Source organism: Pedobacter gandavensis (assembly GCF_032678745.1).
In the GTDB taxonomy this organism is placed as follows: Bacteria; Bacteroidota; Bacteroidia; order Sphingobacteriales; family Sphingobacteriaceae; genus Pedobacter; species Pedobacter gandavensis_C.
Map to the genome: position 1 here is coordinate 1069598 of NZ_JAVTST010000001.1, position 14719 is coordinate 1084316.

Genomic DNA, 14719 nt, shown 5'->3' on the forward strand with positions numbered 1-14719 from the left:
GTTGTCGATATGTACCATGCTGCCTTAATTGTTGGAATATTGAGTATCTTGAATATAAGATTTCATGAAATAACCATTTCCTAACATCAAATCATAATCTATGATAAAGAAATTAACTCTTGTAGTTCTTACCGCATTTATCTCCGTATGTGCCTTGGCTCAAAAGGACAATAAAGTGACCATTGGAACAATTGATAGCATCCAATCAAAAATTCTGAATGAGCAAAGAAAAATCTGGATACATGTGCCAAGTAGTTGGAACGCTAATTCTAAACAGCGATACCCTGTATTGTATTTATTGGATGGTGATGCCCATTTTAATTCAGTAGTAGGTGTGCTTCAGTACCTGAGTCAGGTAAACGGCAATACCATTTGCCCTGAAATGATTGTGGTTGGTATTCCAAACACCGACAGAATAAGAGACCTGACACCAACAAACGTAAAACCTCTCCCACCCTTTACCGACAGTCTCGTTTTAAAATCATCAGGTGGTGGCGAACGTTTTGTTGCCTTTCTGGAAAAGGAGTTGATGCCACGTATTGATTCCTTATACCCAACGCAACCTTACAAAATATTAACAGGACATTCATTAGGAGGCTTAACAGTAATGAACGTTGCACTAAACCATACAAAATTGTTCAACTCCTATATTAGTATAGACCCAAGCATGTGGTGGGATGAAATGAATTTGTTAAATAAAACGAAGAAAGCGCTAAAAGAAAAGAATTTTTCAGGTACTTCTTTGTATTTAGGGATTGCAAATACTTTGAGAGAGGGTATGGATATTACTAAAGTTCAAAGCGACACCACTAAAGGTACCAGGCATATCCGTTCAATCCTTAGTTTGGATCAAAATATTAAAGCGCAAAAACTAAACGGGTTAAGGTATGAAAGTAAATATTATAGCAATGATGACCACGGGTCGGTACCCTTAATCACAGAGTATGATGCGCTTCGTTTCATTTTTAGCAAGTATCGTTTTAAACTTTCCCCTAAAGACCTTACAAATCCCACGGTAGACATCGTAAATAAATTCGAAAAACATTATCAGGAAGTTTCAAAACTCTTGGGTTATAAGATTTCCCCGCCTGAAATTATGGTAAACGGCATTGGCTATAACCTTTTGCAGCAAAAACAATATGCCAAAGCTGGAGGACTATTTAAAATAAATGTTGACAATTATCCTGAAAGTGATAATGTCTATGATTCTTATGGCGACTATTTCCTGGCAATTGGCGATAAATCAAAAGCGATTGAATATTTCAAAAAGTGTTTGTCCATCAAAGAGAACCCAGAGTCCCGGAAAAAATTAGATGCGCTATTGTCAGGGGAATAAAAAGAAGAAGTCTAAATTATACCAATCACGGATAATCATATCATTTTTTTCCAATGGGTATTTTTAGAATAATTTTTTATCGGAAAATTTGAAATCCTGTATTTTCGGTAAAGGTCTGAATAAAACTGTTTTTTTTCTTTTATTTAATATTTTTTTTGATCCTAATAGGTCATCAGTTTCGGTCCTGAGCCCCGAAACTAAGTTAGTTTTAGTTACTGTAAATATTGTATTTTCTGTAATAGCCCCATCAGTTGCATTGGTAGTTAGCTTTTCTACATGAATTAATTCAAAATTACCATTGCGATATTTAAAATCGTAGGTAATATTTCCTCTTTCAATTTCACTCCACATAGATAAAATCCCATTTTCAATAAAAAAACTTGGAATTTGGTATCCGTTAGGTTCCCCTTTTTTTTCAACAGGATATTGCGGTTCAATTATTTTAGTCGTAGATACAGCTAAGGTTAATTTTTTTCCCTTTGGTTGAGATAGGAAAATTTGTAATCTAAATGGCCTTGTGTCATCTGTGGTATCCATTTTTACCGTTATTCTGTCCGGCTTACCATCATTATTTAAGTCGCCCTCCTCTTCTCTTACCTGATAATTATAATTGCCTTTATTTTTAATGTTCTGAGCATATAAATTCATTTGGACTGAAATCAAAATGAATGCAAGGGATAGATAAATGTTTTTCATAATTTTATTTGAATTCTTGTAAACTTCAGAGATTTATTATTTAAAGCTGTTGCAAGGCTTGTTTTACCCTGTCCTTGTTGGGCTTAGAAATCGGTATTTTCTCTCCGGACATTAAGAGTAAAACACCACCGTCTTCTTTTAACCAGCTTTTTACATATTTTGGATTTACCAGATGACTTTGGTGAGTTCTTAAAAACCCATTGGGGCGCAGTAAATCTGCATATTCTTTAAGAGATTTAGAAACCAGTATTCTTTCCTCAGTAGATAGGAAGAAATGGGTATAGGTATTGTCTGCTTCGCAGCGTATAATCTCAGACAAGGTAACATACCTTATTTCGCTTTGCATCTGTAGGGCAATTTTACTAACGTTCGTTTCTGGTTTTTTTAGTTGTTGAAGTAAAAAATCGAGCTGCGAAGTTTGTAGTTGTTTTGCCAATTTATCTTCGGCTTTATTTACCGCATTCACCAATTCTTCAATATCAATGGGCTTTAAAAGATAATCTAAGGCGGCAAATTTCACAGCTTGTATCCCGTATTGGTCGTAAGCGGTAACAAAGATAACTTCGAAATTACGCGTTGGAAGCTGTCTTAGCACATCAAAACCTGTTTGCTGGCCCATTTGAATATCCAGAAACACTAAATCGGGTAAATATTTTTCAATCGCATCAACCGCATCACTTACATTTTGCGCTGTTGCGATTATATTTACCTGCGGACAGTGCTTTTCAAGCAATGTCCGCAGGTTTTCTAAGTTGGAAATTTCGTCATCTATTAAAACGGCTCTCATCATATTATAGCCAATCGGTTAATGTTAAGCGTATTTTAGTACCCATAGTAGTCGATTGTATAGCCAAGGTAAAGCGATTTTCTTTATAAACACTATTTAATAGTGCGATCCTGCTGTTGCTTAATTGCAGCCCCAAACCAGTACTCTTTTTTGTGGTATCAAATCCATTTCCATTATCAGTAACCGTTAACACCAAATCATTCACTTGCTTAGTTAATGTGATGGTAATTTTTCCATCGGAAGCTTTCTGCGATATCCCGTGCTTCACCGCATTTTCTACAAAAGGTTGTAGCAGCATACTTGGGATTTCTATGTTATCAAGATCTAAGTTTTCGGTGTAGGTAATTTCGTACTTAAAGCCGAACCGCAACTGTTCCATTTGTAGGTAATCGTCTAGTAAAGCTTTTTCTTGTGATAAACTAATCAGTTCTTTATCATCAAGTACGTTACGGGTTAACCGGGCAAATTTAGTAAGGTATTTGTTGGCATTGTCTATTTCATTTTTGTTCATTAAATTTTGAATCCCAGAGAGTGCATTGAACAGAAAATGAGGGTTTAATTGGGAACGAATAGAGTTAAGTTGAAGCTTTGCAATATTCTTTTGCTGCTCCTCTTCTTTCAGCTTCTTTTTGTTTCTTTTTTTAATGAAATAAAGGATCACAAGAAAAGCTAATCCAATAGAAAATGCGACGATAAGCGTATATATTAGAAGTTCTTTTCTGGTATAGTTCTCTTCATCCAACGTAATAGAAAGCGTATGTCTGGTAATATATTTTTCTATATCTTTTGGGGAGATATCACAATCCATGCATCCAGTCCATTTAATTGAAGGCTGAATAATAATTTCATAAGTCCCGGATTTTTTGAAAACACTCTTATCGATCTTTACATAAGGTAAAAACTCATGATCTTCAATTAAGCCGCCATATTCCCAGACTGTTGATTCGAAAACTATTTTATTGGTTTGCTTCTCTTTTATGGAAATGTAGTAGAGATAATCAATATCTGATTTGTCTTTTACAATGGTTAGCTCCTCATCTTTTTTAGTGAAAGTAAGATTTGTTCTTTCTTTTGGATCGGTGATCCAAAAGTAATCAACCCCATTGTCAGTTTTGAAGCGCTTTGAAAACCCTTTGATTTTTGCTCTTGGAATTGGCTTTCCATAATAAACAGCTTTCTCAATATCAAGCGGTTTTTCGATGCTATAAACTAATGTTGTAATCGTTTTACCTTTAATTGGAAAAGTGCCAAGTGTTGTAGAGCGGAATACTTCTTCGTCCCCCCTGTTGACATCCTTCAGTTGCGCGATGTTGATCGGCTTATTTACCACTATTGGTTCATTATCCGCTAGAACTGTGTACCGATAATCCTCTATATTTATGTTCTTTCTAAAATTAATTTGGATACTTACATTGTTGACTTCAGGTAAATAACTAAATGATGTACGGGGCTGATTGGGGAACATGTTTGCATAAAAGACGTTTTTGGCTGAACTATCTACAAACATGAGGAGTTTTCCTCCTGCCGGGTAGCTGCGAGAAAAATTGATGCCTTTTTGCGCATTTACTGTAGATAGCGCAATAATGAAACTGAGCAATGTGAAGATTATCTTTTTCATGTGATTAAGTTTAATTTTTATCAAACTTGCCGCAATATTAACGAAACTAAAACCATAAAACAGGAAAAGCAGCGTTTCAAATAGTAGATGTGGTGATTTCTGAAGTATCTGAATATTGTCAAAAGAGATGAATAGGAAAAGCCTCACAGAATGTGAGGCCTTTTAATAAAGTTCGTTCCTTATTTCAATAAGGATGTTTTCTAGTTTTTGATGATCAAGGGTTTCGGGAAGTGTAGTCTGTTCATAGGCTACATCAATTTTTTGTATCAGCGCTTCAGCCTGTGCGAGCAAGGCAGTATATTCAAATTTCCCTGATCGGATAGCTAATAAATCTTCCCGGTTTGGTCGGTTTACACGTAATTCTCCGGTTTTAAAAAGCTCTTCGGTAACCTGAAGGAGCCTGATCGTATGCATCATGTTTTTCGCATCATAATCCTTGCCATGCTGTTTGTTGTCCATGTACCGATCTTCATTTCGCTTATCAACCCAATCCCAATATTCCCTAAATTCTTTGCAGTACATCGAATAGCTTTCTGCATTGAAAGATAGATAACCCATTTCCTGCTCTTCTTTTGGCACTGATGACAGCGAGACCTCATTTGCGGTTTCGTTTACTGCTATCCCTTTATAATTAAATTTACCTTCAGCATCATAAAATAGGGCAAATAACCCTTTTACATGGGGAATATTAACCAGGCCGCATCGCTCCTGACTATAGTTCCTTTGCGCTAACCATGACTTTAAACTTACCGAAGTATAGCCCTCCAACATATAACAGAAATCCAAAACAGCAGCTCTTTTTTGAGGCATAGGATTTACGATTTTCTTTTTTAAGCCTTTTGCTTTCCTTACTTGTGTTATGGCATAGCCACTGAAGGTCTCTTTACAGCTCTTTGACAGGAACATCTTTATGTTTAGCCTTTCCATTAAGGGGTGCTTGTACAATATGCAGTCTGCCGGACTAGCTAGCATTTCAAGGATATTAGGATTGCTCTTGATCAACAGGTCTACAAACCTGCCTAGCTCATAATACACCTCATCATTGCTTTCATTACTGACTTGAGGAATATAGTTGAGTCCATAATATTCTGAGCGGGGCAAATAAAATACACCTTTTAAATCGGTATCTGATTTTAAAGTAGCAAGGCCATAGGCACGACTTCCACTGATACACTCAAAAAGCAGTAATCCTCTATCTTTTATTTCTTTAATTGTCATAAGCTTTGATCATTTTTAAAAAGAATGCATCCAGGAGACTGAAATCAAATTTCGTTTTCTCTATTTCTTTAACTGCTTGACTACAAAATTCAAATTCTCTCTCTATCCAGTTTTTCAGGTCCTTGTCGATTTCTACCGGCAAAGCTTCAACTGCAGTTCTCTTAAATATAACCAGACCCTGAACCATCTCTTGCAAGTTTTGCGGCATTAATTCCGCCAATGGCGCTATAGTCATTGCTGCGATCCTATTTTTCTCCAGACACCATTTTGCCGAAAGCAATGGACGAAGGACGTAAAATAGTTTTTTTATGCTGATCTCGTTGTTGTCATTCATTGTGCTCATTGCAGTTTTTCCAATGCCAAGGTAATGATGAGTATTTTTTCTCTGAGAAAAGAAATACTGGCATAATGCCCATAGTTCAGATCTAAAACCTGCGACCTCCCGATATACAATTGGAGATTGTAGCCATTCAAAAGGCGTGGTGTTTGATTTTCCCATCAATTGCAAGACCTTTTTCAGGTCCCAGCCATAGATGTCAAGCTCATCATTTATTGGAAATCCCAGGTGATCTTGTGTTTCTGCGACTGATAAATAGAAGTCTGCTGGCCTTATATAGATAAACCGCACATCGAAATCACTATCTGGAGATGGGAATTGCCAACCTCTGCTTCCAGATTCACAGGCATAAAGTATCCTGAGTTGATGTTTTTCTTCTATTTCCTGCAGTTGATTAAGTATCCTTGTTTTCATTATCGTTCTTTTAAAGGTAAGGCTCTGGCCCTACCTATTTTACAAATATTTGTTTCAACTGATCAACGATTTGCCCACTTCCGGACAAGCTGATGGTGTTGATCTTTTCGGCGATCTTTTCTACATATTCCATTTCTTTCAATTTGTAGAGCATCGCATTATCCTCCATTAATTTTGCCGTGTTTAACAAACTTCTGGTGGAGGCTGTTTCCTCTCTACGTGTGATTAAATTGGCTTGTGCCCTTTTTTCGGCAATTAAAACCTGGTTCATGATTTCCTTGATATCCCCTGGTAACACAATGTCTTTTACCCCGCAGTCTACCAATTTCACTCCTAACCCTTCAGTCTTGCCGGCACAAATGCTCAATATGCTTTCAGAGATCTTGTGTTTATTCTCCATGAGTTCATCAAAAGTCATTTTCCCAACGGTTTCCCTTAAACCCAATTGAATAATGACGTACAATTGCTTATCAAACTCTTTATTTTCCAATAAGGCTTTCATCAGATCAATAACCTTGTATTGCGCGCTGAAATTGATGCGTAATTGTGCTTTATCTTTAGTCAATATCTCCTGTCCGATGATTTCCATATTCAATTGACGCATATCAGTCTTTAGAACCTGAATTACAGTTCTGTTCTTCCAGAATATGTAATTACCTGGTTCCATTACTTTTTCAAAATTGCCATCAACCATAAGCAATCCTTTTTCATAATTTTCTACTTTGAAAACTCTTATGTAAGCCGACAACTGTGGCTTTTCTATCGTGTTTTTATCGATATCCGCTGCAATTTCATAGTTATCCAGATTGGCGGTAACGAATGAATAGTTGTTTAAGCCTTTCCAGAAGGCATATTTTCCTGCAGTCAATACCTGTTTGAAATTCTTATTTTGATAAACCAATACCAATTCATGATCTGCCACTTCTATGGTAGTTACCAATTCTTCAAAATCTTTGTTCAATAACAAAACATCTAGTTCTGTGTTGGCAATAAATGTCTTTGCCATATCGTAAGTGATTACTGATTCAGCAAAACCCAACCAGTGGTTTCCTGCAGTCAATACACGTTTGAATTCATTTTTTTTGTAAACCAACCCTACAGAGTTGGTATTGATCAATACTCTTTTCATATTTTTATTATTAGTTGGTTGCTATATTTAATTCCTGACTCAAGGAAGGAGTGCTATCTGCTTTATTGAGCGACCCCTTCCTGTATCATTTTTATTCTTTTTTTTTGTAAAAACACCTTCAAAAGACATTCGCCTGTTTCATACGGAGGCAAATTATACTCAGTTTCCTTTTAAAGCATTTATCCTGTTCTTTAGAGATCTCGTTGAACGCCTTAAACGTATTTTGAACGTTTTGATCTTTTAAGAACCGATAGCTGCAGCAAAATCTACCTTTCTACATTGTACCTGCAAAGCATAAATCAAACTGCTTTATGGGTATGGAGCGTCATTTCCATAAAACGGAATGTCTTTTCCCGGTGCTTTTTGGAATGGAACATTTGAAAAGTGTTCCTACTTTCTGAGGACCTAAATCCGATGCATTACCATTTTGCTACTCCATACTCTGGAGGCAGGATTCGAACCTGCAATTGTTTTGTTACTCTACCCCTGAGTTATCCTGTTTGATGAGGAGCAGGATTCGAACCTGCGACACACAAATTAGACAATCCATCATTTGAAACATCAGAATATTAACGCTAACAGCGCAATACTATGGAGCCCTTAGAGACTCGCAACTGTGGATGTTTATCCTTTCGATTGCCATTCCCTTTCGGGAATATCTTAATGTACTTTCGTACGTTATATTTTTTCAAAGAACCTGTCGTATTGTTGACATTACAAAGATGCGACAGGTGCTACGCAGCAGAATTGCGTAATAAAAAATATATTTCAATTTTTCCATATATCACTGTAATTCACATTAGTAAATTTACGTGACGCCCATGTGTAGTGTTTCTCCGATTCAATTACGCAACTCTATTGCGTAGTCGATTTCATTTCCTATCTTTATCTGACATCTATTTTGATTTTTTAACCCCTTAAATATCTTATGTCAGTAAATAAACTTGCATTGATTCGATATAAAACCATTGATGAGTGCCTGAAAAACAGGTTTAGAAAATGGACACTGGATGATATCATCGAGAAAGTAGCTTCCAGACTATACGAATATGAAGGCATTACATCGGGTGTAAGCAAACGTACTATTCAAGCCGACATTCAATTGATGCGTAGTGATAAGTTGGGATACAATGCGCCAATTGTGGTTTCTGACAGGAAATTCTATAGTTATAGCGATTTGGCCTACAGCATTACCAAGGTTCCGATCAATCCCGGTGATGTGGAGAAGATGAAAGAAATTGTTGGTGTGCTGAAGCAGTTCAATGGTTTTAATTATTTTGATGAGATGAGCGATATGATTGCCAAACTGGAAAACAACCTTTATAAATCCACCAATCCCAGTAAAAATTACATTCAATTTGAGAGTAATAAACAATTGCGGGGCTTGGAATTTATCAACCCACTTTATCAGGCTATTCTTCAGAAAAAATCATTGCTGATTGGTTACCGGTCTTTTAAAGCATTGCAAGCCAGTCAGGCTATTTATTTCCCTTATCTTCTAAAAGAATACAGGAATAGATGGTTTGTTATTGTCAAGGCCAGAAAGGGGACGCAATTGCTAACGCTCGCTCTTGATCGGATCATCGAATTTCAGGAGCTTCCAAACGAACCCTATGTTGAATATAAAGGTGTAGATTTTGACCGTTATTTTGATGACCTTCTTGGAGTAACCAAATCTGAAAAGGATCGGCCACATAAAGTCATCTTAAAAATAAATAAACAAAATGCGCCCTACATATTAACCAAGCCATTGCATCATAGTCAGCAAGTATTGAAAGAAGAAGCTGATGGCCTGATCTTTAGAATTGATGTGGTATTAAACTTTGAGCTGGAAAGGGAAATCCTTGGTTTTGGCGAATGTATGAAAGTATTGGCCCCTCGAAACCTGGCTTCCAGAATTCAAAAAAGACTGATTCAATCTGCCGGCCAATACGAAACAGATGGATCCGAACAATGATATCGCGCTAAACATTCTATCCCTATTTTTGTTAAATGGTAACCTTATCAGTTAGTTTATGAAGTCTTTAATCGCGCTCCTTTTCTGTATGATCATCCTCAATAATGCCTCAGCACAACATCAAACCAAAGATCCTCGGTATAAAAAATATGCAGGTCGTTATGGGAATAATTCAGGTCTCTGCCTTTTCGAGGATGGAACCTTCCTAATGTACGGTTATGCCACTGGTGTGTTTGGCAGTTATCATTTTGAAAAAGATTACCTGCTTTTCTTTCCGGATAAGCAAGAGTTATTCGAAGTCTTTGCCCATCAAAATCCAACGTTAAAGGACAGCACAAGGATAAACTTCATTGGCTTTGAAAGAAACAATAAGACCTTCGCACAGTTTGATCAGGATAGCATACGACAGGTATTTAATGATGATGCCAATTGTTTTGATGCACCTTTTGTTTACCAGAAAGCTGGTCGATTTAAAGACCTCATCTTATCCAATTTACCAGAAGAATCTTCAAGACCAGATGTGGAGCACAAAAGCTCCTGGCATTATCGCAATGAATCTGGTTACAATGATTTTATTTTAATCCATAATGCGCCCAAACGCGAATATGAAAACTTTTCCGCCAGGCTCAGTCCTGGTACCACCGCTGAGGTAATCAAACTTTCCAATTACGGAGGAGATAAAGGTTATCATAAACAGAGTTCTGAGGAGAAGAAACAATGGCAGGAGCTCCTGGAATGGAAAAACCAATATGACCAATCAAAAGGGGTAAATAAAAACTCCGTTTATGCCAATAAACATTACCACACCTATCCAGAATTAGATGCTGCTAAGTATCGTTATGATTCGAAATCCAATCAATACAAGGATGCCTCCGATCTGGATAATGATGCTTATTACAAGCAAAATCAATATAATGACCCCAGATACCTACGTAAATATATAAAACTTCAACCCGCAGCTAAAGACAAATTCATCAATAGTAATGTAGCTAAGAAAACCATTTTCTTTACCGTATGCGGTGAAGGTGCAGAGCATTCCTATCATTACAAAGGCTTTGAAAAACGCCTGGAAGAGGATACAAAAACGCTCCAGATCATTGAACCGATTGAGATTAAACCCTCGAATGAATAATAAATTTTTAGCTCCGTATACAAAACAATTTATGCATACGGAGCTGATTCCATTATCTGTATCCGCCGTTTAATAAATTACCGAAGAATATGGCATTTAAAAACAGGCGCCCCGTACCTAGCCAGTAGCCCCTATAAGTAGGATCATCGGCAAAGAGGATTACTTCTCCGCTACCAATCCCAGTGGCAATAATTGCCGCGGAACCCGCTACTTTTGCAATATTGGCTTTAGAAGAATACCCATTAATAAAAGGCTTTGCCGCGTATTCCGCTACTGTTGCGTATTTGTTCTCACTTGGCAGCAATAAAGTAGGACCGTTTTTATTGATAAACAACTTGCGCGAAGTGACTCCAAATGCAATCGGGTGACTAATATCAAGGTCGGCCAGAAAAATTGCCCCATTGATCCTTTTTGAACCCTCTACATCTTCCTGTCTGGCATAGTCCAGTCTTTCTTTAACTGTCTTAACCGGCCTGGCTGGCAGCTCTGCTCCTTTGGGATTGTCTTTTTTAATCGCTTCCTCTGTTTTTGATACCGCCACTGCAGGGGCTGATAAAGCATCTCCCCTTCTAGAGAAGTTATCGGTTTCCGAAAGTTTTTCCTTTACAATCCCCTGGTTTACTGCCCATGCCGTTGCCGTCTGAAAGGTGATTAGCGTCCCGCCATCAGACACCCAGTTTTTAATCTTGTCGACGGTAGCCTTGTCCCATTCGCTATAGTTCCCAGCAGGTAATACCAACACATTATATCGGTTCAATGATGCCCTGGCAAAACTTTGCAGATCCAGCTTGGTTACCGGCAGATTCAGTTGCTGGTTCAACAGAAACCACACCTGCCCCGCTTCCGAGGAGGTCACTCCCTGACCAAAAGCCAGTGCCACCTCAGGCTTGCGTAGCGACTTGATATTACTGCTGCCCAAATCTATTCCTTCGGTACTAAAGCCGGTAGAAACGGAGTTGATATCTATATTAGCAGAATGCGCCACCGTTTTCAACACCGCATATAATGAATCTGGAGAAAGATTCTGCCCGACTACAGGAATAACGAGAGAACCAGGGAGGTAGGATTTTTTCTGGGAACCAACAGTTGTTGAGAAGGACTTAAATGACGTTTTAACCAACACGTTTTTCAATTGCAGCTGATAAAGTGCCTTCGTAAAGTTATAATCTCCTGAATTGATCAGGTAAGCATAAGAAGAACGTTCGCCATTTAACCTGCCTGTTTCGGCAACTACGTTTTTCACTGCTGCAGCTTTTGAAAAAGCAGCATTTAGTTTTGCATATTTCAGCCCATATGCCTGAATAATGCTCCATCCAGTATTGTCATAAAAGATACTATCCTTTAGTGCATTCTCCTCAAAGATGGAGTGAACAATTAAGAAGTTCGGCTGGGCAGATGGAACAATATAGCTTTTTCCTTTATCAAAGGTTTTACCATCTTGTGTGATCTTCTCGCCAAGTTCATACACCTCCACATGATGCTGCAACAATAGTCCGAGGAATTTCTGCGTCAGGTTGACATCGTTGTTATCCCCAAATACAAATGCTTTGGCAGGATTCTTTTGCCCCTGCTCCAGTGCATATTTGAAAAAATCTTTCTGCACTTTAAAAAGACCAGATTTCTCCGCCACAGCACCCTTAATCGTAGAGAAACTCGTGGCCAGATGGTTTCGAATCGTGAAGGCAAAGCTGAGCGGTCCGTTAGCTGATTCCTGCAATATCCCTCTTGAACTCGCCTGCTCAAAAGTTGCGGCCACCGAACCAAAAAACTTCGGATAGGTTGAGCCATAAATCGGCGACAGGTTATCATAATTTTCTTTGGTAAAATAAAGCGAACCAATGTCGTCCAAAGCTTTTGCATGGTATTTCGCCAGGGTTACCTGGAAATTATACAAGAACTGCGGGATGATCGGACTCTCATGGCTTTTCGGTGAAGGCTCAAAATAATACGTTGCATTGGTTCCCTGCTCATGAAAATCTATCTGCACATTTGGATACCATTTATGGAAGAATGCAAGGCGGTTGCGACTTTCTATCTGTACGAGATTGAGCCAGTCGCGGTTCAGATCGGTAAAATAATGGTTGCTTCTGCCATTTGGCCATGCTTCCTGGTGTGCTTTGTCTAGCGGATCGCCTACCGCTGGAAAAGAATGGTAGGAATTATGCCAGTTCGCTGCCCGGTCTCTGCCATCCGGATTGAGGGCAGGATCAATAAACACCACAGATTCTGTCAGCCATTTCTGGGTCTCCGCATCATTGCTTGCTGCCAGATAGTAAGCCGTAAGCAGACTAGTTTCTGTACTGGAGGTCTCATTGCCATGTACCCCGTATCCCAGATGGATAATCACCGGCGCAGTATTGCCCAGCACAGGTTTCGAAGGATCTACCTGAGCCAGGTGTTCTTGTCTGATCTGCTCTAATTTCGCATAGTTAGCCGGCGCAGTGATGGTCACGATCACCTGCTCACGTTGTTCGTAGGTTTTACCGATACTTTCTACATGTACACGGTCTGATACCTTTTCCAACCGACGTAAATAGGCCAGCACCTGGTCATAGCGTGTGTAATAAGTACCGATGGGATATCCTAAAAACTGTTCAGGTGTAGGAATCCTGGCATCCAACGCGGTAGCGGTTGGAAAGAAGTAATTGTTCTGCGCCAATAAGGGCTGAATACTGATCAAACTGAGTATGGTCAGTACTTTTATGGTAGTTAAAAAAAGTTTCATGTCTTTATGTTATGGATTAATAGCCTGGGTTCTGTACCACATCCGGATCCGACTGTATATCCGAATAAGGGATTGGGAACAACCAGAAATTCTTGTTGGTAATGCCTAATACGGTTCCTGCACGCTCCGTTCTGACCAGGTCAAACCAACGGTGTGCCTCAAAAGCAAACTCTATCCCATTCTCGTCTTCAATCGCCTTTATCAGCTCTGCCTGCGTAACTGCTGTGCTTGCTGGTACCTCAGCCCTTGCCCTTACGGCATTCAGATCTTCCGCAGCATCAGTTAGCTTGTTCAGCTGTGCCCTTGCCTCGGCACGGATCAGGTAAAGCTCTGCAATGCGGATCAAGTACGATGGATCCGTGCTAAGCCCAACGGTATTATAGAGGACACCATAAACGGTAGCTCCGGTTCCGGCAATCAGTGTTTTTCTCGTACCACCGATGTCAGGATTGTTCAATTTGGCAATCAGCGCATCAGAAGGTTTTAGGGTGAACTGTCCACCAGAGGAACTTGGATACCAAAGGTTCCAATAAGAATTCCTGTCATTTGACGAATAGGCAAGTTCCAAAACAGACTCAGCAGTTTGAAAAGGCGCAGTGAAAAAGGATTTATAGGGTTTCACCAGGGTATATTTCGAGTTGTTGATCACCTGTGTAGCATAAGTTTCTGCGTCTGCCCACTGTTTTCTATACAGGTGCAATCTAGCGCGTAATGCCCTTGCTGCGCTTTTCTGAGCGCGATTCCTGACTGTGGCATCCTCAGGTAACAGTTGTTCTGCCTGTATCAGATCTGCCAGGACTTGATCATAAGTTTGGTCTAGTGTACTGCGTTTGATACCTTTCAATACACTGAGGTCGGTGGTTGGTTTGAGCTGAAGTTGTACTCCTCCCCATCCTCTGCCCAAATCAAAGTAAGACAATGCGCGAATAAAATGGGCTTCTCCTAAGATTTTGTTTTTCTCGGCAAGGCTCAGCAAAGGATCATTAACCAATGGCACGTATGCGATGACACTGTTGGCAGAGTTGATCGTTCTGTAGAGATTCTGATAGGCTGAAACCGTGATGACATTGTCGGTAGGTATGGCATTCTGGTCCAGCTGCAGGTATTCGCTCAGTGTTCCGTTAAAGATAACGTTGTCTGCAGTAATTGTTCCGAGTGTTGGGTAAGAAGACGAATAGTAGTTCTGGACCCTATCGTAAGCACCAATAATTGCCGCTCTGGCGGTACTTGCATCTGTGATTGCACTTGAAGTGGGCAAGGCATAGTCCGGCACTTCCTGCAGGTATTTTTTGCAGGAAATGGAGAGCAGCACAATAGTTAAAAGCAAGGCGTTTCTAAGATATGATGTGTTCATTTTTTTCTGTTTAAAG

At 39.2% G+C, this 14719-nt stretch carries 11 protein-coding genes; 3 read left to right on the forward strand and 8 right to left on the reverse strand.

The features are described 5' to 3' along the window. Positions 1–100: 100 nt before the first annotated feature. Positions 101–1336 (forward strand): alpha/beta hydrolase-fold protein, encoded by a 1236-nt coding sequence (locus tag R2S10_RS04255; protein ID WP_316839200.1) that lies wholly within the window; start codon positions 101–103, stop codon positions 1334–1336. A gap of 63 nt (positions 1337–1399) precedes the next feature. Here the strand turns inward: R2S10_RS04255 and R2S10_RS04260 are convergent, their stop codons facing one another. From R2S10_RS04260 to R2S10_RS04285, 6 genes are all read right to left on the reverse strand, one after another. Further along, on the reverse strand, positions 1400–2032 hold the full coding sequence (locus R2S10_RS04260) for a hypothetical protein (RefSeq protein ID WP_316839201.1): 633 nt from the start codon (positions 2030–2032) through the stop codon (positions 1400–1402). A gap of 40 nt (positions 2033–2072) precedes the next feature. Beyond that, complete coding sequence (locus R2S10_RS04265; protein ID WP_316839202.1) at positions 2073–2822, reverse strand: LytTR family DNA-binding domain-containing protein; 750 nt, start codon at positions 2820–2822, stop codon at positions 2073–2075. 1 nt (position 2823) lies between these two features. Continuing rightward, entirely contained in the window at positions 2824–4437 is a 1614-nt protein-coding gene (locus R2S10_RS04270; RefSeq protein ID WP_316839203.1) for a sensor histidine kinase, read from the reverse strand. Positions 4438–4599: 162 nt separating this feature from the next. Continuing rightward, positions 4600–5655: a DNA polymerase beta superfamily protein gene (locus R2S10_RS04275; protein ID WP_316839204.1), complete on the reverse strand. Its 1056-nt coding sequence runs from the start codon at positions 5653–5655 to the stop codon at positions 4600–4602. Then, complete coding sequence (locus R2S10_RS04280) at positions 5645–6406, reverse strand: nucleotidyltransferase domain-containing protein (RefSeq protein ID WP_316839205.1); 762 nt, start codon at positions 6404–6406, stop codon at positions 5645–5647. Before R2S10_RS04280 ends, R2S10_RS04275 begins: the two co-directional genes overlap by 11 nt. A gap of 34 nt (positions 6407–6440) precedes the next feature. Beyond that, a complete protein-coding gene (locus tag R2S10_RS04285; protein ID WP_316839206.1) occupies positions 6441–7535 on the reverse strand; it encodes a slipin family protein in 1095 nt (364 codons plus the stop codon). A gap of 928 nt (positions 7536–8463) precedes the next feature. On the opposite strand from R2S10_RS04285, the gene R2S10_RS04290 reads away from it, so the two are divergent. Then, on the forward strand, positions 8464–9492 hold the full coding sequence (locus tag R2S10_RS04290; protein WP_316839207.1) for a WYL domain-containing protein: 1029 nt from the start codon (positions 8464–8466) through the stop codon (positions 9490–9492). A gap of 58 nt (positions 9493–9550) precedes the next feature. Next, the gene (locus R2S10_RS04295) at positions 9551–10624 is read left to right on the forward strand and encodes a preprotein translocase subunit SecD (protein ID WP_316839208.1); all 1074 of its coding nucleotides are present in this window, start codon (positions 9551–9553) and stop codon (positions 10622–10624) included. Between the two features lie 52 nt (positions 10625–10676). Here R2S10_RS04295 and R2S10_RS04300 read toward each other — a convergent pair whose 3' ends face one another. Both R2S10_RS04300 and R2S10_RS04305 read right to left on the reverse strand, forming a co-directional pair. Further along, positions 10677–13349: a M14 family zinc carboxypeptidase gene (locus R2S10_RS04300; RefSeq protein ID WP_316839209.1), complete on the reverse strand. Its 2673-nt coding sequence runs from the start codon at positions 13347–13349 to the stop codon at positions 10677–10679. A gap of 16 nt (positions 13350–13365) precedes the next feature. Continuing rightward, a complete protein-coding gene (locus R2S10_RS04305) occupies positions 13366–14703 on the reverse strand; it encodes a RagB/SusD family nutrient uptake outer membrane protein (protein ID WP_316839210.1) in 1338 nt (445 codons plus the stop codon). Positions 14704–14719: the final 16 nt, after the last annotated feature.